Origin of the sequence: Microcoleus sp. S13_C3, from assembly GCF_036700905.1 — a bacterium.
GTDB lineage: Bacteria > Cyanobacteriota > Cyanobacteriia > Cyanobacteriales > Microcoleaceae > Microcoleus.
This window is the reverse complement of sequence record NZ_JAUBPT010000012.1, coordinates 40879-60489: the sequence shown is the minus strand read 5'-3', so window position 1 is coordinate 60489 and position 19611 is coordinate 40879. Positions and strand designations below refer to the sequence as shown.

The 19611-nt window shown below is 47.0% G+C and carries 21 protein-coding genes and 2 pseudogenes; 7 read left to right on the top strand and 16 right to left on the bottom strand.

The window, feature by feature from the left end; genetic code table 11:
- Positions 1–23 precede the first annotated feature (23 nt).
- The 5 genes and pseudogenes from pstA to QUA16_RS05665 all read right to left on the bottom strand — a co-directional run.
- Positions 24–1004, bottom strand: a complete 981-nt coding sequence (gene pstA / locus QUA16_RS05685; protein ID WP_333102259.1) for a phosphate ABC transporter permease PstA — start codon at positions 1002–1004, stop codon at positions 24–26.
- Between the two features lie 82 nt (positions 1005–1086).
- Complete coding sequence (pstC, locus tag QUA16_RS05680) at positions 1087–2088, bottom strand: phosphate ABC transporter permease subunit PstC (protein WP_333102258.1); 1002 nt, start codon at positions 2086–2088, stop codon at positions 1087–1089.
- A 472-nt stretch (positions 2089–2560) separates the two neighbouring features.
- Entirely contained in the window at positions 2561–3589 is a 1029-nt protein-coding gene (gene pstS, locus QUA16_RS05675; protein ID WP_333102257.1) for a phosphate ABC transporter substrate-binding protein PstS, read from the bottom strand.
- 206 nt (positions 3590–3795) lie between these two features.
- Positions 3796–5064 (bottom strand): NYN domain-containing protein, encoded by a 1269-nt coding sequence (locus QUA16_RS05670; RefSeq protein WP_445305406.1) that lies wholly within the window; start codon positions 5062–5064, stop codon positions 3796–3798.
- Positions 5065–5133: 69 nt separating this feature from the next.
- Positions 5134–5229: pseudogene (locus QUA16_RS05665) on the bottom strand (IS1/IS1595 family N-terminal zinc-binding domain-containing protein); the annotation flags it as partial.
- Between the two features lie 239 nt (positions 5230–5468).
- Here QUA16_RS05665 and QUA16_RS05660 point away from each other — a divergent pair.
- The 4 genes and pseudogenes from QUA16_RS05660 to QUA16_RS36860 form a co-directional block, all read left to right on the top strand.
- Entirely contained in the window at positions 5469–6977 is a 1509-nt protein-coding gene (locus QUA16_RS05660) for a UbiD family decarboxylase (protein ID WP_333102256.1), read from the top strand.
- Positions 6978–7211: 234 nt separating this feature from the next.
- Positions 7212–7499, top strand: a complete 288-nt coding sequence (locus QUA16_RS05655) for a type II toxin-antitoxin system HigB family toxin (RefSeq protein ID WP_333102255.1) — start codon at positions 7212–7214, stop codon at positions 7497–7499.
- Positions 7496–7732: a hypothetical protein gene (locus QUA16_RS05650; RefSeq protein ID WP_333102254.1), complete on the top strand. Its 237-nt coding sequence runs from the start codon at positions 7496–7498 to the stop codon at positions 7730–7732. Before QUA16_RS05655 ends, QUA16_RS05650 begins: the two co-directional genes overlap by 4 nt.
- Positions 7733–7748: 16 nt before the next feature.
- Positions 7749–7862 (top strand): annotated as a pseudogene (locus tag QUA16_RS36860) (hypothetical protein); the annotation flags it as partial.
- Between the two features lie 32 nt (positions 7863–7894).
- Here QUA16_RS36860 and QUA16_RS05645 read toward each other — a convergent pair.
- From QUA16_RS05645 to QUA16_RS05615, 7 genes are all read right to left on the bottom strand, one after another.
- Positions 7895–10318, bottom strand: coding sequence for a tetratricopeptide repeat protein (locus QUA16_RS05645; protein ID WP_333102253.1), 2424 nt, complete (start codon positions 10316–10318; stop codon positions 7895–7897).
- 104 nt (positions 10319–10422) lie between these two features.
- Positions 10423–10914, bottom strand: a complete 492-nt coding sequence (locus tag QUA16_RS05640) for a hypothetical protein (protein ID WP_333102252.1) — start codon at positions 10912–10914, stop codon at positions 10423–10425.
- Between the two features lie 314 nt (positions 10915–11228).
- Positions 11229–11441: a helix-turn-helix domain-containing protein gene (locus QUA16_RS05635; protein ID WP_333102250.1), complete on the bottom strand. Its 213-nt coding sequence runs from the start codon at positions 11439–11441 to the stop codon at positions 11229–11231.
- Between the two features lie 20 nt (positions 11442–11461).
- Positions 11462–11674: a helix-turn-helix domain-containing protein gene (locus QUA16_RS05630; protein ID WP_172192515.1), complete on the bottom strand. Its 213-nt coding sequence runs from the start codon at positions 11672–11674 to the stop codon at positions 11462–11464.
- A 20-nt stretch (positions 11675–11694) separates the two neighbouring features.
- Complete coding sequence (locus QUA16_RS05625) at positions 11695–11907, bottom strand: helix-turn-helix domain-containing protein (protein WP_333102249.1); 213 nt, start codon at positions 11905–11907, stop codon at positions 11695–11697.
- Between the two features lie 20 nt (positions 11908–11927).
- On the bottom strand, positions 11928–12140 hold the full coding sequence (locus QUA16_RS05620) for a helix-turn-helix transcriptional regulator (RefSeq protein ID WP_333102248.1): 213 nt from the start codon (positions 12138–12140) through the stop codon (positions 11928–11930).
- A gap of 20 nt (positions 12141–12160) precedes the next feature.
- Positions 12161–12373 carry a helix-turn-helix domain-containing protein gene (locus tag QUA16_RS05615; RefSeq protein ID WP_193974922.1) on the bottom strand — a complete coding sequence of 71 codons (213 nt, stop codon included), beginning with the start codon at positions 12371–12373 and terminating at the stop codon, positions 12161–12163.
- Between the two features lie 127 nt (positions 12374–12500).
- On the opposite strand from QUA16_RS05615, the gene QUA16_RS05610 reads away from it, so the two are divergent.
- On the top strand, positions 12501–12743 hold the full coding sequence (locus QUA16_RS05610; protein ID WP_333102247.1) for a hypothetical protein: 243 nt from the start codon (positions 12501–12503) through the stop codon (positions 12741–12743).
- A 129-nt stretch (positions 12744–12872) separates the two neighbouring features.
- Entirely contained in the window at positions 12873–13661 is a 789-nt protein-coding gene (locus QUA16_RS05605; protein WP_333102246.1) for a DUF4058 family protein, read from the top strand.
- A gap of 99 nt (positions 13662–13760) precedes the next feature.
- Here the strand turns inward: QUA16_RS05605 and QUA16_RS05600 are convergent, their stop codons facing one another.
- Together QUA16_RS05600 and QUA16_RS05595 are read right to left on the bottom strand one after the other, a co-directional pair.
- Entirely contained in the window at positions 13761–14459 is a 699-nt protein-coding gene (locus QUA16_RS05600; protein WP_333102244.1) for an ABC transporter ATP-binding protein, read from the bottom strand.
- Entirely contained in the window at positions 14456–14725 is a 270-nt protein-coding gene (locus QUA16_RS05595) for a hypothetical protein (protein WP_190663726.1), read from the bottom strand. The genes QUA16_RS05600 and QUA16_RS05595 overlap by 4 nt, the downstream gene beginning before the upstream one ends.
- 222 nt (positions 14726–14947) lie before the next feature.
- On the opposite strand from QUA16_RS05595, the gene QUA16_RS05590 reads away from it, so the two are divergent.
- Positions 14948–15079 carry a hypothetical protein gene (locus tag QUA16_RS05590; RefSeq protein WP_333102243.1) on the top strand — a complete coding sequence of 44 codons (132 nt, stop codon included), beginning with the start codon at positions 14948–14950 and terminating at the stop codon, positions 15077–15079.
- A 31-nt stretch (positions 15080–15110) separates the two neighbouring features.
- On the opposite strand, the gene QUA16_RS05585 is transcribed toward QUA16_RS05590, so the two are convergent.
- Together QUA16_RS05585 and QUA16_RS05580 are read right to left on the bottom strand one after the other, a co-directional pair.
- On the bottom strand, positions 15111–16805 hold the full coding sequence (locus QUA16_RS05585) for a calcium-binding protein (protein WP_333102242.1): 1695 nt from the start codon (positions 16803–16805) through the stop codon (positions 15111–15113).
- Positions 16806–16950: 145 nt separating this feature from the next.
- The coding region (locus tag QUA16_RS05580; RefSeq protein WP_333181046.1) for an ELWxxDGT repeat protein at positions 16951–19611 on the bottom strand (2661 nt) is incomplete at its 5' end.

Here is a 19611-nt window from a genome sequence, read left to right as displayed (position 1 = left end):
AGAGATAGACTGGATTTATTGAATTATCGATTTTGCAAGCGTTTCCGAGTTACTGTACGGGATGCGACGCTAGCAATTAAAACCATCCCCAAAAGGACAGAGGCAGCAGTCCACGCCAATTCGTTCTGATCCTTGTAAGGAGAGCTGGCGTAGCTATATATTAATACCGACATAGAAGGAGTCGGAGTCAGCAGTGTTTCGGGAATTTCTTTGAGTTTTGAGATAGTTTCTGCACCTATGGGAGACTGCATTATCTCGCCCAATTTATCAACTAAAGGAGGCCAAAATTGACTCGACAACGCCGTTACAATCAACGGTGCGGTTTCGCCGGCGGCCCGGGAAGCAGCGAGTAAAATACCTGTGGTAATAGTTGGAAGTGCTGAGGGTATGATAATGCGAAACATAGTTTGAAAGCGTCCGCATCCCAAACCAGCAGAAGCGAGACGGTAAGAAGTAGGCACTAATTTTAATGCTTGTTCTGTTGTCAGAGCAACAACTGGAAGCATGATGACGGCGAGGGCGAAACCGCCTGCTAAGGATGAAAATGCTTTGGTGGTAACGACAATTAGGGCGTAGGAAAAGACGCCAACTACGATCGAGGGAACGCTGCTGAGAATGACGGTGATAAACCGAATACTATTGGCTATCGCTTTGTTTTCTCTACCAAACTCCGACAAAAATATTCCCGTCATTACGCCTATGGGTACGCTGATTAATGTCGCAATTCCTACCATTAAAGCAGTGCCGAGAATCGCATTGGCAAAGCCGTTGGGCTGGTCTTCAACTCCGACGGGTGCTGGTAGAGACACTAGCACTTCCCAGCTCAAATGTGTGAGTCCTTCCCCCAGAATTTTGTATAAAATAGCAAACAAAGGGAGCAGGGCGAGAGCTGTCAGAGCGAAAGCGATAACTGTCATTCCCCGACTGAAAAAAGTTCGACTTAGCGACAGGGGGTTATGGATTTCTGCATCCAGAATACTGTCTAATTTTTGTGTTTTATCCATGTTATTTGAGATGTTAGATTTGAGATTGAAGCAGGGGATAAATCTGGCTGCGCGGCTTGCGATCAAATTGCTTTCGATGATGTTAAGTTTTAGCTTTTTTGGCGCCAATTAGCTGAACCAACAATACTGCGATCGCATTTACCAACAAAGTGATGACAAATAAAATTAAAGCTAAATACATCAAAGCCCCCGTGTGCAGCGGTTCGACAGCTTCCCGAAATTGACTTGCCAAAACAGCAGGAATTGAGTAGCTGGGAGCGAGCAGGGATGGGTTAATTTGAATCGAGTTGCCAATTACCATTGTGACTGCCATTGTTTCGCCTAATGCGCGTCCCAAGGCTAATATGGTGGCGCCGATAATCCCTGAACTAGCTGCTGGTAATAACAGCTTGAATATTGTTTCCCAGCGGGTGGCGCCGAGGGACATGGAAGCACTTCGCAAATCTACTGGAACTGACATCAATACATCGCGGCTGATGGCGGCTACTGTGGGCAAAATCATAATTGATAACAGTATTCCCGCAGGCAGCATTCCCGGGCCTAAAGGTTCGCTGCTGAACAGGGGAAACCAACTGAAATTATCGAACAATGACTGCTGCAATGGCAACAAAAAGGGAATCAAAACAAAGATTCCCCACAGCCCAACTATCACGCTGGGAATGGCCGAGATTAATTCAACCATGAATCCCAAGGGCGATCGCACCCAAACGGGTAAGAAGTTCTCGCTAGTAACTATAGCTACTGACAGCCCTAAAGGAAGTGCGATGATTATGCCGATCGCAGAACTAATTACAGTACCATAAATAAACGGCAAAGCCCCAAACTGCAACTCACCGATATCCCACTTGGGATTCCACAAGAAAGAGAGTCCAAATTGGCTAATAGCAGGCCAAGCATCTTTAAAAATTACCCCACTCATCAAAAACAACGTACCCGCTGTCGCTAGGGCAAAACCCCATACAAATACTGTAAATCCTGACTCCATCCATAGACCTTCACCAGCAGTATCTGTCAAATCTACTTCTGTGTTTATTTCTGTCGGTTTCCGAGTTGATATTTTCGGTTTTTTGGAAAAATTGGTCATAGCCGAGTTATTGCGTAAAAAGCGAAATATTCGATCGAAAGACAAGCTTGTAGGGTACGCATTTATCCTGCTATCCGGCAGCCGGATGATCTGGTATTCCCATAGTCCGGCGGGGGTTTAAACCCCCGCCTCAAAGCTAAAGTCCTCTCAAGAGGACTGTTGGTATTCCCCAAAATAAATCTGGGTAAAAACCCACTTTATGGATAGTCTATTATTACCAGTTCTCCTTCGCGAGGACTTGAGGACTTTCGGTATAAGGTAGAGATTAAATCTCTGCCGAACTTGTTACATCAGTCATTATTCCTAGTCCTCATAGCGAGGACTTTCGCTATGAGGCAGGGATTTAAATCCCTGCCGGAATGCGGGAAAAGCGCAGATTTATTGGCACTCATACATCAGGAATATTGCTATACAAAATATGAGTTCTGAGCCATACATTGAACTCAAAATCCCTAACTCTGAAAAGCCCCAATTAACCTCTAGCAACCACAGTCTGATTAACTGTTTGAACCACCTTTTGAGCTGTAGCTGAAGGAATTGTAGTAAACTCTAGCTGTTTGTTGATACCTTGACCTGTAGTCATCACCCAATTAACCATCTTTTTAATAGCCTCTGCTTTCGCAGCAGGATACTGTTTGTAGATTAACAGCCAAGTCAAACCAACAATCGGATAACCGTCGTTAGGATTTCCTTCTACTAAGCGGAAATCTGCGGGAAATGTTTCCCCTGCTAAAGCTTTCTCTGCTTCAGCCAAGCTAGGATCTACAAACCTACCAGCTTTATTTTGAATAAACGCTGTTTGGAGATTGTTTTGCCGAGCATAAGTATCTTGAACGTAGCCGATCGCACCCGCTGTATTCTTCACCAAAGCAGCTACGCCGGGGTTTCCTTGACCACTGACAGGGCTTCCTGGCCAACTCGGCTGAGCGGCAGCTTTGATGCTGCTACCAGTCGCCTGCAAGTGGTTAGAAAAAATAAAGGTTGTACCGCTGCTATCTGCGCGTACAGCTACTCGAATCGCAGTATTTGGCAAGCCTTTAGCTTGTCCAGAAATTCCGGCTATTTTCGCATCATTCCAGCGAGTAATCTTGCCTTCAAAGATGCCTTTCATGGCCTCGTTATTTAGCCTCAGATTCGTCACTCCGGGCAAGTTGTAGACAACTGCAACAGCGCCGCCAGCAGTCGGAACCGCCATGACGCCGCGCTTTACTTCGGCTATTTGCGCCGCCGTCATCAGCGCGTCGCTGCCTGCGAAATCAACAGTGCCTGCAATTAATGCTTTGATGCCAGCACCGCTGCCAGTTCCTTCGTAGTTTACAGTAATTTGATTTGCACTTCTCATCTGAGAGAAGTAGCGATCGTAAAGAGGTTTAGGGAAAGTTGCTCCCGAACCATTTAGTGTTACAGCAGCTACAGCAGAACTAATCAAAGTCAGCGAAAATGCTGCTGCTGCTAGTGTCACTATAAAACTACGTCGCCAACGTCCTGTGAAAAAATTCATACTCCTCTCCCTTAATAGCCGACTTTGCACATCTACGACCTAGGATAGACTGAAATCTGCAAGGAAAGGGATCTAAAAGAATAAGCTTGTTTTAAATTTTGGTTAATAATAGATTAAATAATAAAAGAATAAGCTTGTCTTAAATTTTGGTTAATAATAGATTAAATTTTTCGACCGAAACTTGGAAACCTGATTTCTTAAATACATCAGGGAGCGGACTGTGCGATCGCCACTTCATAAATTTTACCTTTTTTCTTAACTTTAAATATTTTACAGGACTGCAAAAAATCGGCAAATTTGGTGTCCAAATCCAGCGATTTCAGCTTTTTAGTAATTGGTTGACCGTATTGCTTTTTAAATTCGCCGGCTACCTGGGGAATCGGAATGTAACTACCTGGAGATTCAGCAGTTAATGCCATTACAATTTTTGCTACCGATGCTTCGAGGGCGGCAGATAATTCAATTTTTGAATCGGAGGGTTTTTGAACGAGTCCCACTTGATGTTCTGTACCGATTAATTTTATTTTAAAAGTAGCTGATTGCAACTGCAAAAATTTGATTAAACTAGAAGTTTTACCCAAAAAGCTTTTTACAATTAAATCAGCATGAGAGTGATATTTAGCAAAAAAAACTTTCTTAATTCTTGTTACAGGAATAGCATCCTCTTTCAACTCATTTTTTGCAGAGTCAATTATTTCTACAAGTATATTTTTTAAAACATCCAGCGACTCAATAGCCTTTGAATTGACAGCCGGTATTATTTCTGGCAAATTTTGCTCCGCAATATTTGGAGGAACAGCAACGGTCGCCAAAGATGGTTCAAGCACCGGGGGAAGTTGGTTTTGTGCTGACTCCGCCAGTGCTGCTGCTGGGGAATTTGTAGAATTGAACGCAACATTACGGCGCTCTTGAAAAAGCTCAGCCACACTATAAAACCGAGCGATTCGCTCATCAATAGATTTGTGTTCAGCCTTCAACAACTCTGCAACTTGATTAGCCAATTCTTCAAAACTAGGGATTTCCTCTTCCCTTTCGCAAGAATAGTGCTTGCTCTCACCATTCTGACAATTTTCTACAGACAAAACCGAATTTTGCCGACGCACCCGAAACACAGTCACTCCCTGATTTTGCAACTGATTGCAAAGATGATTTAACAAACCATCCGAAGAACAGACAAAAACTTGTCGCACATCCCGATATCGATATAAAATAGCAGCGCCAAAAGCAATCATCTTACCATCAGCACTATTCGCACCGCCCGGAACGTGAATCAGTTCGTAACCGCGATCGTAAAGTTCAGCATCCAACTTCCCCGTACTCGGATTTTTCCAGTTAGCAAAAGCAATTTTAACTTGCAGGGGATAGTCGCACAAACCCGCTAAAAATTGTTCTGTATTAAGCTTAAGTTTCAGATTTTCGGCATCTAACAGCAAAATCCCAATCCCGCCTGACTCTATGGTGGTTGCAGGGGCGATTTCATGCGGGATAGCTTCGCTTAACCGTGTTTCCGTGCATTGGCGACTTAAAGACTGCGGACTGGGCGGCTCTAAAAATTGTTTGCGACAAGCTTTGCAAAGATACCGCTGATGACCGTTGGGACGGCCGTTTTTACGAAGTTGGTCAGATTCACATCGAGGACATTTCATGTAACTATTATTGCAGCCTCCTCCCGAACCCAACAAGGCATTACCTATCTTCTTCTTTCTCTTCCTACCCTACCCTTCACCGAACCCCTGCGGGGAACGGGAACGGCTTCGCCGAACGCGCCCTTGGCGTCTTCGCGGTTCGTTAAATACGTATCTTTTGAGCGGTTCAGGAGTAACTTGTGGCAGTCGATCGGCTCATAATAACAAAAGAACGTTAACAATTCTTAAAAAAAATGGCTAGAGACTTGCGGGGATTCCTAAAACTACTCGAAGAACGGGGACAACTGCGCCGGATTAGCGCTTTAGTCGATTCCGACCTCGAAATTGCCGAAATTTCCAACCAAATGCTGCAAAAAGGCGGCCCTGGATTGCTGTTTGAAAACGTCAAAGGGGCCGAATTCCCCGTCGCAATCAACCTGTTGGGTACGGAAGAGCGCGTTTGCTGGGCGATGAACATGGAAAAGCCGATCGAACTAGAAGAGCTCGGCAAAAAACTGGGAATGCTGCAACAGCCAAAACCGCCCAAAAAGATTTCCCAAGCGATAGAATTCGGCAAAGTGCTGTTTGACGTAGTAAAAGCCAAACCGGGCCGCGACTTTTTCCCAGCTTGTCAGCAAGTGGTATTTGAAGGAGAAGGGCTGGATTTGAACAAAATCCCGATGATTCGCCCTTATCCGGGAGATGCGGGCAAAATTATCACCCTGGGTTTGGTAATTACCAAAGATTGCGAAACGGGTACGCCGAATGTGGGGGTTTATCGGTTGCAGTTGCAGTCAAAAAACACGATGACTGTACACTGGTTATCGGTGCGGGGCGGGGCGCGGCACTTGCGGAAAGCGGCGCAGGCTGGTAAAAAGTTGGAAGTTGCGATCGCCCTTGGAGTCGATCCCCTGATTATTCTCGCCGCAGCAACCCCAATTCCTGTAGATTTATCGGAATGGTTATTTGCCGGACTTTACGGCGGTTCCGGCGTGCAATTGGCGAAGTGCAAAACCGTAGATTTGGAAGTACCGGCGGACTCGGAAATTGTGTTAGAAGGAACGATTACACCGGGGGAAGTTCTGCCCGACGGGCCCTTCGGCGATCACATGGGTTATTACGGCGGCGTGGAAGATTCGCCGTTGGTGCGGTTCCACTGCATGACGCACCGCAAAGACCCGATTTATCTGACCACATTTAGCGGGCGGCCGCCGAAAGAAGAAGCAATGATGGCGATCGCGCTTAACCGTATTTATACGCCTATTTTGCGGCAGCAAGTATCGGAAATTGTCGATTTCTTCTTACCGATGGAAGCCCTGAGTTATAAAGCGGCAATTATCTCGATCGATAAAGCATATCCCGGTCAAGCGCGCAGGGCTGCTTTAGCATTTTGGAGTGCATTACCGCAGTTTACTTACACTAAGTTTGTGATTGTTGTCGATAAAAGTATCAACATTCGCGACCCGCGTCAAGTAGTTTGGGCAATTAGTTCTAAAGTCGATCCGGTTCGGGATGTATTTATTCTGCCGAATACGCCTTTTGATACGTTAGATTTTGCCAGTGAAAAGATTGGTTTGGGAGGCAGAATGGGGATTGATGCTACTACGAAGATGCCGCCGGAAACAGATCACGAATGGGGGGAAGTTTTGGAGTCCGATCCCGATGTGGCGGCGATGGTAGAAAGGCGTTGGGCCGAGTATGGTTTGGCTGATTTGAATTTGGGAGAAGTCGATCCGAATTTGTTTGGATATGAGATGAAGTAGGGGAATCAACCGTAAAATCTGAGATATCGCACATCCTCGATCGACCTGTAGGGGCGGGTTCACCAACCATTTACGAGACAGATAGACAATCTCAAAAACCCGCCCCCACCAAACGACAAATCGCAATCTACCTGTAATCCTCATGGTAAAATTGAATTGATGTTACACAAAGCCCATATGTCATCCTGAGTAAAACGCCAAAAATTAAAGAGGAGGAGGCATGAGTAAATTAATATGCACGTGATTACCCGCAAACGGCTGAATGAGTTTGCTAAACTTCATCCAGATACAACAAATGCCTTGGTTCAGTGGTACAAACTCGTCAAACAAAATGAATTTGCGACCTTCGTTGAACTCCGCGAAATATTTCCATCTGCCGATCGAGTAGGGAAATTGACTGTTTTCAACATTGGAGGGAATAAAGTTAGACTCATTGCTGCTATTCATTACAATCGGCACAAAGTCTACATTCGAGCTGTATTAACTCACTCAGAGTACGATGAAGAAAGGTGGAAAGAATGATGCAAAGTCTTAATCTAGATCAAACAATTGGTGCTTGGTCATCCATTGCTAAAATGGTTTTTGTCCCTCACACCGAACAGGAATACGAGCGTTTAGTTGAACTACTGGATAGCCTTATCGATCGAGTGGGCGAGGATGAAAGTCATCCCCTGGCTTCGATGATGGACGTTATTGGTGTTTTAGTCGAAAACTATGAAGCTGAACATATTCCTGAATTAGAAGAGGTTCCATAACCCACTATTCCGCTTTGACCCACAAAGTGGCGAACTTGACATTTTCGCAGGCGACGAACTGCAAATCATTGTCTTTCCATCTGGAAACTGGAGTTTTGTAGATGAAGCGATGCGCCAAAAATTGGAGTGAGAAATTGGAAACAATCGCTCTAGCAGCAACAGCTACTCCGTCTCCCGAAGTTGCTGAAGCATTGCTTGCGTTGCTGGATGCTGGGAAAGTTGGGAGTCTTGACCAGTTGATATGGTCTGCTGGAGAAAATAAATGAAATTGCTCCAAACGGTTTGGGTGTCGGGATGATCTTCTCCCAATCGGTTAAACAAGATTTCTAATGCTCCCAGAAAAAACCGTTCCGCCTCCTGGTAGCGACCCATTGCACCGTACAGCCCTGCCAGATTGTTCAAACTCAATGCCGTATGAGGATGGTCGGCTCCGAGTTGCTGCTCCCAGATCGAGAGCGATCGCACATACAAGGGTTCTGCTTCCGGGTAGCGACCCATTGCCTTGTACAGCCCTGCCAGATTGTTCAAAGTCGTTGCGGTATAGGGATGGTAGGCTCCGAGCTGCTGCTGACAGATAGAGAGCGATCGCACTAACAAGGGTTCCGCCTCCGAGTAACGATCCATTGCACGGTATAAATTTGCCAGATTTTCCAAACTCGTTGCGGTATCGGGATGGTCAGCTCCAAGCTTCTGCTCCCTAATGGCGAGCGCTCGCTCATACAAGGGTTTCGCCTTCGGGTAGCATCCCATTGCATAGTACAGCAATCCCAGATTATTCAAACTCGTTGCGATATCGGGATGATAGGCTCCGAGCTGCTGCTCTCTAATGGCGAGCGATCGCACACACAAGGGTTCCGCCTCCAGGTAGCAACCCATTACACGGTATAGCTCTGCCAGATTGTTCAAACTCTGAGCCGTATCGGGATGATAGGCTCCAAGCTGCTGTTCTCTGATGGCGAGCGATCGCACACACAAGGGTTCCGCCTCCGAATAGCGTCCCATTGCCCTGTACAGCCCTGCCAGATTGTTCAAACTCTGAGCCGTATGGGGATGGTCAACTCCGAGCTGCTGCTCCCAGATCCAGAGCGATCGCACATACAAGGGTTCTGCTTCCGGGTAGCGTCCCATTGACTCGTACAGCGCTGCCAGATTGTTCAAACTCGTTGCCGTATGGGGATGGTCGACTCCGAGCTGTTGCTCCCAGATCCAGAGCGATCGCATACACAAGGGTTCCGCCTCCGGGTAGCGTCCTATTGCCTTGTACAGCGCTGCCAGATTGTTCAAACTATCTGCCGTATCGGGATGTTCGGCTCCGCAGCGTTTCTCTGTCATCTGGAGGCAAGCTTTCAACCATTTCTCCGCTTCTGCCCACAAACTCTGTTCCTCGGCAACCCGCGCTAAGCCCGTGAAAGACCACATAGCATCAGCACTATCTTCCAGTAAATGCGACCATTGCTCCGCCACCACCTCCAAATGGGGCAGCGCCTCCTTCACCCGTTCCTGCACCTCCAGCATTACAGTCTGCGGAATCGTCTCCGCCACGTCTGTCAGCGCCACCGCAAAACTTCTCCGCAAATCCTCAGCATCGGCGCGCCCCTGCAATTTGACCGCAAAAAATTCCCGAATCAAAGCATGAAGTTGATAGCGTGGCTGTACCAGCCCAGATTGACCCGAATCTGAGGTTTCATCCTCCACCAGCGACAGCAAACTCTGTTCCAGCAGTTCGTAATCCTGACAATCCTCCAACTCCTCCTCATCCCAACCCGGCAAACACTCGGCTACCAACTCCCAAGGAATCGGAGCCTGAGCAAACACGCTCAGCAGACACCCCAGCGTCCGCGCCGGAGGGTTCAACTCCGCCCAACTCAACTCAAAGGCAGCCGCCACTCCGCGCCTAGCCGTCATCCCAGCTTCCGCCTCCTGCAATGCCCGCGCCTCCAATCGCTGACTATGCAACCGTTGCAGCATTTCTGCCAAGGAGAGCGCCCGCTTGCGCCGCAGATGGCGCCCTACCAGTTCGATGCCCAAAGGCAAATAATCCAACCACTGACAAAGCGCTTGAGCATCTTCAAGCTGGGCATCAATCCGTCCGAGTCCGTTTCCCGGCAAATCCTCTGCCGTCAGCCACAGCAAGTTTAGCGCCGCCTTTGGTTTCAACACTTTTAACGGCAAACACCCCACAGGCGACGGCACAATTTGTCGCGCTGTCAGCAACACTTTAAAGCGGGGATTTCTAGGCAGCAACCGCTCCACGGTGCGGTAATCGTTGACATCATCCAATACCAGCAGAGCATTGCCAGAGGTTTGTTTTGCCCACTCTTCGTAGCAAAATTGCAACCGTTCCTCCAGATTGTCGAGAGTATCCGGCGGCTGAATTCCCATTCGCAGCGCTTTCTGCAACACCTGCGGCGCTAAATCGATTTCCCGCACAAACACCCACCAAATCCCGGCTGGATAGGTGTTGCACTCGCGGTGAAATGTTGCATACTGCCATGCCAATTCTGTCTTGCCGATGCCGCCCATTCCCGACGCAGCGGCAATGGCAACGCGCCTTCCATCCTGCAACAATCCGTGCAATTGCTGCATCTCTTCATCCCGTCCGACAAAGTTTTTTGAACCTAGTTCGGAGGGAATATCGTATAGTTGGTAAAAACTTGTGAAACCTGGATTGAGTGTTTTTCGCTCCAGGTCTAGGACTTTTTTGCTAATTCCTTAGACCACTTCCGAAACGTTGGGAAATGCTGCTGTAAAAAATTCTCTGTATCCAATTCTGCCTCTATGGAAATTCCTACAAACGGCGGAATGCTTGAGATTACGCCTTTAAGTTTCGCGGCCGCTGTTGCTCCCGGTTGGTTTAGCTTGTCCCGAATCTCCTGCAAAATCTTAAGCACTTCCTCTGAATACTGTCCCTGCACTTGAATTTGCCCAACTTCTTCGACAATCTCGGCAACAATAATCTCTGCCTCATGTTCGGGAATTTCTACCGTTTTCGTTTGCTGAGCGAGAACCTGCCAATACTTTTCTTCCTCTTCCTGAATCTCCTTACATAGCTCTCTAATTTGCTGTTGAATTAGGGTTTTATCTTCTAATCGTGCTAAAACTCGAGCCTTCTCCTTGCCCCCTAATTGCTCTCGCAGCGATTCCAAGTTCTCTTCTATGTCAGACAGACGATTAATTGGCATTAATATAACTCCGGCAGAATGAACAACTCTTGACTCTAATCTACAACCGGAAAATTCCAATATCCGCATTAATGCGATCGAACTGATATCTTGCATTTGTTGCCAGATTCCGGCAGGGGTTGAAACCCCTGCCTCAAAGCGAAAGTCCACGCTTTGTGGACTGAAGAAAGGATTGATTAAAAATTTCAAAAAAAGGATTGAAGCGGAGATCGATCGCCTTTTCAGTCGTCTTTAGACGACTTGAGCTTTGAGGCGGGGGTTTCAACCCCCGACGGACTGTTGCAAGAAGTGCAAAAACTAAATCACAAATCAGTTTACCGTTCCAAAACCTCAACCAAGTCTTCCACCATCACATCGAAGACTTCAGCAAGTTTCTGCAAAGCCGTGTAGTCCACGGTTGCCATTTTGGGAGCTTGGGCGTATTTTTTAACCGTGCTGTAGGGAATTCCCGTTCTGTCAGAGACTTCTTTCAGCGTCCAACCCTTTTCCTGGGCTAGTTCTCGAACTCGCAACCGTATTAGCCCCATCTTCCCGCTGACAAATCAGTTTACTGTTCCAAAATCTCAACTAAATCTTCGATCGCAATATCGAACGCACGAGCCATCTTGTCCAAAGCTGTGTAGTCAACGGTAGCCATGCCTGGAGAACTGGCATAGGTGGCGATCGTAGTGTATGGAATACCCGTTCTGTTGGAGACTTCCCTGAGAGTCCAACCCTTCTCTTGAGCAAGTTCTCGAACTCGCAGTCTAATTCGTCCCATATTCCCAACGATAAATCAGCCTACTCTTCCAAAATCTCCACTAAATCTTCGATCGCAATATCAAACACGCGAGCCATTTTGTTTAAAGCTGTATAGTCTACAGTTGCCAGTTTGGGAGAATGGGCATAACTTCTAACGGTACTGTAAGGAATGCCCGATCGCTCAGAAACTTCTTTCAACGTCCAACCCTTCTCTTGGGCTAGTTCTCGAACCCGCAACCGAATTAACCCCATCTTCCCGCTGACAAATCAGTTTAATTTTCCAAAACCTCAACCAAATCTTCGATCATCAAATCGAAGACAGCAGCAAGTTTCTGCAAAGCCGTGTAGTCCACCGTTGCCATTTTAGGAGCTTGGGCGTATTTTTTAACCGTGCTGTAGGGAATTCCCGTTCTGTCGGAAACTTCTTTCAGCGTCCAGCCTTTCTCCTGCGCTAGTTCTCGAACTCGCAACCGAATTAACCCCATTTTCCCGCTGACAAATCAGTTTACTGTTCCAGAATTTCCACTAAATCCTCGATCGCAATATCAAACGCACGGGCCATCTTGTCCAAAGCTGTGTAATCTACAGTTGCCATACCCTGAGAGTTCGCATAGGTAATGATCGTGGTATATGGAATACCTGTTCTTTTGGAGACTTCTGTGAGATTCCAACCCTTCTCTTGAGCAAATTCTCGAACTCGCAGCCTAATTCGTCCCATTCCCTCTTGACAACACTCGAGTATTCGTGTTGAATATACACTATAAACAAGCGATCGCCCTCCGACCTGATAAATCAAGGGCGATCGCCTTTCATTCACCACCCACAAAAGTGGGAAGGATTTTCCTATGATACCAAAAGAACCGACTTATCGCGATCGACTTCAACCTTGGCATCTAATTCGCCACCTCCCCAACTGTCAGCGGTTAACAGTCGGCCGCTTCGCCCGTCGCCCCGATGCCGAATCTTACTTGAACGCACTGCGCCGCTTAATGCCGGCAGTCCCGCATACAATTGTGTTCGTGAATGCAGTGTCTGTGTTGGATGAAAACAGCGTGCCAATTCCGATGCAATTGTCAATCGAAGTTTAAGCGTTGAAAAGTGCGATCGCGCTTCCACAAATAGGAATTATTCTATTTTACCGGAAGTGCGATCGCCCCTAATTTTCCCAAAACAACATTGCTAAACTGTAAATAGACTTGAGTCAAGGAGTAAAATCAATGCCATCTCCCTTTCCCGGTATGGACCCGTATTTAGAGCATCCCGAACTCTGGCCAGCCCTACATCACTTGTTAATTAGTGAAATTTTCAGATTTTTGTCTCCCCAACTTCGTCCTAAGTATTTAGTCTCATTGGAAGTGAGAATCTATGAAACCGCTGACGACAATTTATCAATTGGCATTCCTGATGTAAACGTAATTCAGCCAAGAACTACAACCGAATTAATAACATCAAACGTAGCCGTTGCAGCGCCACCCACACAACCCTTGACAGTAAATATTCCCATGCCATACCAGGTTCGGGAAGGCTATTTAGAAATTAGAGAAAGAGGAAACCAAGAACTAATCACCCTGATTGAAATCCTCTCGCCTAGCAATAAGCGCACAGGAAAAGGGCGGCAAATGTACGAAGAAAAGCGAGAAGAAATTTTATCCAGTCGCACTCATGTAATTGAAATAGATTTATTGCGGCGCGGTCAAAGAATGCCAGTTATTGGCAATGACATTGAAAGCCACTATAGCGTTTTGGTGTGTCGGGGAAATCGCCGTCCCAGAGCAGATTTGTACGCTTTTAACGTGCAGAACCCGCTGCCTGCTTTTCCTTTACCACTGCGATCGGGCGATACCGAACCTGTCATAAATTTGCAGGAATTATTCAATCAAATTTATGACATAGCAAGTTACGACCTCAAGATAGATTATCGCAACTGGGAAGTCATACCACCGCTGTCAGAAGCCGATACAATTTGGGCAGAGGCTTGGTTGCGCGATCGAGGATGGCGAGATTGATTTGGCGTACCGCCATCCTCTTAGTCTGCGGAGGCAGACTTCGTTTCTGTAGAAGCGATTTCAATCGCCGAATGACTTAATTCAAAAATTGCTTAACACCTAAACATCTTGACTTTGCATCAACCGCTGCTTCAAACGCGCCGGATCTCCCCGATCGACCACCTCGCCCTTTTCCAACAAAAAAGCCCCATCACAGTAATTCAACTCATCCAAACGGTGAGTCACCCACAAAGCGGTAATCCCCCGATTTTTCACCAACCGCTGCACCGCCGCCACCAAATCCAACTGAGAATCAGGATCTAACAAAGCCGTCGGTTCATCCAACAGCAGAATTTCGCAGTGACGGGCGATCGCCCCAGCAAGAGCAATTCGCTGCTTCTGGCCCCCACTCAAAGCATAAATCGGCCGCCGCTGCAAATCCAGCAAATTCACAGCCTCCAAAGCCTCCGCCACCCTCGCCCGCACCTGAACGTTAGAAAGCTTTTCCTCCACCAAACCAAAAGCCACATCCGCACCCACTGTCGGCATAACCAATTGGTGATCGGGGTTTTGAAACACAAACCCCACCCGTCCACTCAGGTCAATTTCCCCCGACAGGGGGTGCAGCAGCCCAGCCATCAGCCTCAACAGCGTAGACTTGCCGCTGCCGTTAGTGCCCAAAAGCATCCAAAACTCGCCCTTGGGTACATCCAGAGAGCAACCTTGCAACACTCGATCGCCCGACGGCCAGCAAAAACCCAAATCCCGCACAGCAACGGCTGACTGGCTCATATCGGCACCAACACCCCCAGCCCTCATTCTGCTGTCATCGAGACAAAACCAGGGGATCTGCCTGTAGATGACGCCCCCGATTTCTGAGAAACCACCACCCCAGAAATCTCGCTGCTGAGTACAGCCACCTTTTTCTCAGGATTTTTCTCGCAGGTGAGTTCCAAAATTTGCGGTTGGGAGTTGCGAATCGCCGCCAGTACCTGCTGGTAAACAGTCTCAGCGTCTTCCTCCAACTTCCGCTGCACCGACAGCGAGACGGGCGTATTTTTCACAATGATGTCAATGCTGAACATTCGGTTTAAAAAAATTAACTGTAAGATCCCAATTTTAAGTATAGGTGCTGAGGAGCAGAAGAGGATGATGGGGATGGAAAAGATGGGGGGATGGGGAAGATGAGGACAGTCATTCGATTTTAGATTTTAGATTTTCGATTTTGGATTGACTTGCGCGAGATCAATTCGGGGGCTTGAGGATTTTAGATTTTAGATTTTGGATTGATCCCACGGATAAATCACGTGGCGGGTACCACCTTTGAAATTCGTGGTCATGGACGCAACTGGCACACGGTGATGAGTGCGATCGCCCCTCGCACAGGAAGAATACAAGTGCGATCGCCTCCTCTCAAACTCAAAGGCGATCGCGATTAATTTCACTCAAATAGAGTGGACAAAGCCCATGCTACAGAATCACAAAAGCATTTGCCGTCAAAGCGCTTTGCGCTACCCCTTGAACGATACCCAAATAACTGGAGTCGGCTTTAACTTTAATTGCTATAGAATTGACAGCAGGTTGTCCAGTCAGAGTCAAACTGACATTTTCAAAGGAGAGGCCGCCAAATGTATTCCCGTCGGTGAGACCAATTTTGTCCCCAGTCTTGAAGTCTGTAATCACATCTGCATCTGTTAAACTGAGCGCTGCTATCTGTCCCCCAGCTAAGACAAATGTATCGTTTCCATCGCCACCGGTGAGAAAATCTTGATGGCGATCGCCATAGAGAAAGTCATCGCCACCACCACCAGTCAGGCTATCTTTCTCTTTACCGCCCCGGATAGTATCATTGCCTTCTCCTCCGGTAAGAGTATCGTTGTCATTGTTGCCTAATATTTGGTCGTTGCCAGCACCACCTTCCAGGGAATCTGACTCTTTACCGCCGGATAAACTGTCATTACCCGCGCCTCCGTCAATTGTATCGGCTCCTTGCATTCCGTTAACCGTATCAGCGCCGCTGGTGCCAGTAATCTTGTCGCTGCCAGATAGGGCTAAGATTTGTTTACCAGTAGCAGTCGAGGGCAGTGAGAACAGCAAAATATCATCATTACTGTCTGAGAGGTTGTAAAATAGACCCGTAACAGTGTTTGCTGATTGCCCTGTAGGATTGCCTGAGCCGGGGGCATTAATTGTTGGTGTTGCGATCGTTACAGGCGTGAAAATAAGGTCTAGTGGTGGTATGACACCGTCCGGCAATGTGGAAGCGTCGGGTACTTTTCCACCACCGCGCCCTAATTGCAGAGTTTCGCCACTCCGAGGGGTTAATGTGACGCTACCTTGAGCAACACTGACCTGTAAACTGTAATCAGCAGCAGAAGCTGTGGAATTGGGAAATGTAGTGTTACTGCTGACGCGGATTCTGTAATCAATACCTGCGCGCGGAACAGTAAGCTGTGAGTTCAAACCGCCGCCGCTGTTATTATCTGAGACAAAAATTTCGGGATTCTTAGGGCTGATGACTGCTACGAAAGGGTCAAAGCCTATTGTTGTACTGCTAAGGGAAATTTTGAGCGGTTCGTTGTCGAGTGATGTACTTACGAGAAATTCATCAGCAAGTGTGTTACCACCTATACCTGGAAAAGTAAAGTCTTTGTTGACCTCCAATTTACCAGTTAATGCAACGGTACTGCCCGTTAGAGGGCTGCTAAAGTTGCTACCTCTTGGAACTAAACTGACATTACCATTAGGAACGGTGGCCTGTAAAGTGTAGGGATAAGTAGACAATAGGTCGGTAACAGAATCCACGCTAAAGACGCGCACTTTGTACTTGGTAGTGCCGTCAATTGTCAAAGAATCAGGAATTGTTGAAATGTCAAATATATCGCCACTTTGGGAAGGCTGACCAGGCGCAATTAATGAGTTTGTACTAATACCACCCTCATCGTCATTATCAGCAAGAACCTTACCCGTATTGGCATCTATAATTTCTAAGAATGTGTCAAATTTGCTTTGATCTGTAGCATCCAGAGCAAGTGTGATTCCTTGCCCGATTGCATCTGTATTTAAGTCATATTCATCAAGCCAGGTATAGCCGCCGATATACCTAGCTGGAAACAGAAAGTCATTGTTATCCAACCGACCCGTTTTTGTATCAGAAGTGGTCATTTTAGTTTACCTCACCAATTAAATTTTATTGAAATGAATGATATTTTTCTAAGAGGCGAGAAAACGGGTTTCCTGGTAGATATCTAGTTGAGAAAGCAAACATCTTTTAGAGAAACCCGGTTTCTTGGCATAATTCCTGCGAATTTTACAAGAAAGAACCACTATTCAGAGCAGATTGATTCACGTTATAAACCACTCCTAAATAGTTATCCCCCGATTTAATTGCCGTTGAACCTACAGCCGCTGCTCCATCTAAGATGACATTCACTGACTCAAAAGTTAATTGACTGTAATTAACACCAACTAACTTGATTTTATCTTCAGAACTAAAGTCAGTAATAAAATCAGCTTCATTAGCATTACTAGCAGTGAATTCTAAGACAAAGTTATCCTTTCCGGCGCCACCTGTAAGCACATCAAATCCTTTATCTCCCCATACCTCATCATCGCCATTGCCACCAAGTAAGACATCATTTTCCTTGCCACCATTTATGGTGTCATTACCCTCGCCACCGGTGAGAGTGTCATTCTCATTATTACCACTCAATACGTCATCACCATTGCCACCAGATAATTGATCGGAATGTTTTCCGCCAAATAATTGATCGTTACCATTACCACCATCAATGGTATCAGCGCCTTTGTTACCATGAATCGTGTCATTACCGTCACTTCCGGTCAAATTATCATTACCTGATAACGCAAATATCGGTTGACCAAAGGCTGATTGTGGGATACTGCGGTCATCATCATCTGCCAGTAAATATCGGTCATCTACAACTTGATTTTGGGGAAAATTAGTGGGTTCTCCACGATCGATTAGACTGATTGATGGCGTGTTAATTTCTACTGTTGCCGTTGGTGTTACTAAGGGTACTACCGTTACTGATGGTGGGGCTGTTGGTGCGGTATTTACAATCAGATTAACTGCACTCGAAGCACTAGATATATTACCTGCTGCGTCAGTAGCTATGGCAGTAAAGGCATAATTGCCATCGGCTAAAGTTTTTGTAGGGGTAAAACTCCACTTACCCGAAGCATCCGCTGTCGTAGTGCCGAGTTCAGTTGTACCTTGCAAGATTTTCACGGTACTATTGGCTTCGGCAGTCCCCGCCAGAGTTGGATTAGCTCTATTAGTGGTGCCAGTGGTAGTCGTGAAGGTGGGTACTGGGGGTACTGTTGCATCTATTGTCAGATTGACTGCACTCGCAGCACTAGATGTATTACCTTCGGCATCGGTGGCTGTGGCTGTAAAGGCGTAAGTACCTTCAGTTAAGGCAGTAGAAGGTGTAAAACTCCACTTACCCGAAGCATCCGCTGTGACAGTACCAAGTTCAGTTGTGCCTTGCAAGATTTTCACGGTACTATTGGCTTCGGCAGTCCCCGCCAGAGTTGGAGTGGTACTTTTAGTGGTGCCAGTGGTAGTCGTGAAGGTGGGTACTGGGGGTACTGTTGCATCTATTGTCAGATTGACTGCACTCGCAGCACTAGATGTATTACCTTCGGCATCGGTGGCTGTGGCTGTAAAGGCGTAAGTACCTTCAGTTAAGGCAGTAGAAGGTGTAAAACTCCACTTACCCGAAGCATCCGCTGTGACAGTACCGAGTTCAGTTGTACCTTGTAAGATTTTCACGGTACTATTGGCTTCGGCAGTCCCCGCCAGAGTTGGAGTGGTACTTTTAGTGGTGCCAGTGGTAGTCGTGAAGGTGGGTACTGCGGGAACAACACCATCAACTAATACGCCTGTGGTGATGCCGCTGCTGAAGGTTAAGGTAGCTTTGGTGTTGCTGGCATTTTCAATGGTAGCACCGGTGGGTAAGGATAAGGCTGTGCCAACTGTGATCCCGTCGGTATCTAAGGTGCCAGATGCAACAGTATAACGGAAGGTATGGGTGGTGGCCGATGCTCCTGTACCATTAAGGGTCGCGTTGACAGCGCCCCCAGTATCTAGGGTAATGGGTAAGTTTGCACCGCCAGTGATGGTGACGGCTTCGGAGAAGGTAACGGTGAAGTCCAGGTTTTCTCCGACTATGTAGGTTTTGTTCGCGGGTAGGCTGACACTGGTAATGGTGGGGGCTATAGCATCAATGACAAGGGCTTTACTCCCCCCAAGGGATTCGGCTGAACCCAAGACGGGAAGGGTTAAATTAGCATCGAGTCCCTCACTGTCTTTAATGGTACCGCTATTGAGGGTGAGGGAGTTGGTGGCCAAGTATTCTAGGTCAGAACTATTATCTCCTGTTTGGACTGTGTATTTAAAGGTGAGGGTATCAGTGGCGCTACCGCTTAGGTAGGTAGCGAATTGATTGGTTGTACCGGTTTTCAGTTGCAGTTGAGGAATGGCTGTAACGGTTACAGGTTCGTCAAATTTTACCGTAATGTTGATGTCTTGGCCGACTTTGTAGAGTCCATCAGCGGTGGTAGAGGAGACTTGGGTGATGACGGCGGGGGATAGACTCCACAACTCATTACCATTGATGCCGTCATTGGCAGTGAAATACAAGTTACCATTCACGTTCGTGAGGTTGTTAGGGGTTGAACTATTAGCCCCTGAAAAGAAGTCTTTGACCAAGACAGTACCGACGGCTGTTCCATCACTTTTCCACAACTCTTTACCATTGATGCCGTCATCGGCTTGGAAATACAAGGTACCGTTTACGTTCGTGAAGTTGCTAATACTTGAACTATTTATCCCTGGGTTGATGTCTTTGACCAAGACGGTGCCAGCGGCTGTCCCATCACTTTTCCACAACTCATTACCATTGATGCCGTCATCGGCAGTGAAATACAAGGTGCCGTTTACGTT

Excerpts from the sequence above, each read along its gene's own strand:
- QUA16_RS05615 (WP_193974922.1), bottom strand. The coding sequence starts at position 12,373 with ATGGGACGAATTAGGCTGCGAGTTCGAGAATTTGCTCAAGAGAAGGGT.
- QUA16_RS05620 (WP_333102248.1), bottom strand. The coding sequence starts at position 12,140 with ATGGGGTTAATTCGGTTGCGAGTTCGAGAACTAGCGCAGGAGAAAGGC.
- pstC (WP_333102258.1), bottom strand. The coding sequence starts at position 2,088 with ATGACCAATTTTTCCAAAAAACCGAAAATATCAACTCGGAAACCGACA.
- QUA16_RS05635 (WP_333102250.1), bottom strand. The coding sequence starts at position 11,441 with ATGGGGCTAATACGGTTGCGAGTTCGAGAACTAGCCCAGGAAAAGGGT.
- QUA16_RS05640 (WP_333102252.1), bottom strand. The coding sequence starts at position 10,914 with ATGCCAATTAATCGTCTGTCTGACATAGAAGAGAACTTGGAATCGCTG.
- QUA16_RS05605 (WP_333102246.1), top strand. The coding sequence starts at position 12,873 with ATGCCATCTCCCTTTCCCGGTATGGACCCGTATTTAGAGCATCCCGAA.
- QUA16_RS05650 (WP_333102254.1), top strand. The coding sequence starts at position 7,496 with ATGATGCAAAGTCTTAATCTAGATCAAACAATTGGTGCTTGGTCATCC.
- QUA16_RS05610 (WP_333102247.1), top strand. The coding sequence starts at position 12,501 with ATGATACCAAAAGAACCGACTTATCGCGATCGACTTCAACCTTGGCAT.
- QUA16_RS05585 (WP_333102242.1), bottom strand. The coding sequence starts at position 16,805 with ATGACCACTTCTGATACAAAAACGGGTCGGTTGGATAACAATGACTTT.
- pstA (WP_333102259.1), bottom strand. The coding sequence starts at position 1,004 with ATGGATAAAACACAAAAATTAGACAGTATTCTGGATGCAGAAATCCAT.
- QUA16_RS05600 (WP_333102244.1), bottom strand. The coding sequence starts at position 14,459 with ATGAGGGCTGGGGGTGTTGGTGCCGATATGAGCCAGTCAGCCGTTGCT.
- QUA16_RS05630 (WP_172192515.1), bottom strand. The coding sequence starts at position 11,674 with ATGGGACGAATTAGACTGCGAGTTCGAGAACTTGCTCAAGAGAAGGGT.
- pstS (WP_333102257.1), bottom strand. The coding sequence starts at position 3,589 with ATGAATTTTTTCACAGGACGTTGGCGACGTAGTTTTATAGTGACACTA.
- QUA16_RS05595 (WP_190663726.1), bottom strand. The coding sequence starts at position 14,725 with ATGTTCAGCATTGACATCATTGTGAAAAATACGCCCGTCTCGCTGTCG.
- QUA16_RS05655 (WP_333102255.1), top strand. The coding sequence starts at position 7,212 with ATGCACGTGATTACCCGCAAACGGCTGAATGAGTTTGCTAAACTTCAT.
- QUA16_RS05645 (WP_333102253.1), bottom strand. The coding sequence starts at position 10,318 with ATGCAGCAATTGCACGGATTGTTGCAGGATGGAAGGCGCGTTGCCATT.
- QUA16_RS05625 (WP_333102249.1), bottom strand. The coding sequence starts at position 11,907 with ATGGGGTTAATTCGGTTGCGGGTTCGAGAACTAGCCCAAGAGAAGGGT.
- QUA16_RS05660 (WP_333102256.1), top strand. The coding sequence starts at position 5,469 with ATGGCTAGAGACTTGCGGGGATTCCTAAAACTACTCGAAGAACGGGGA.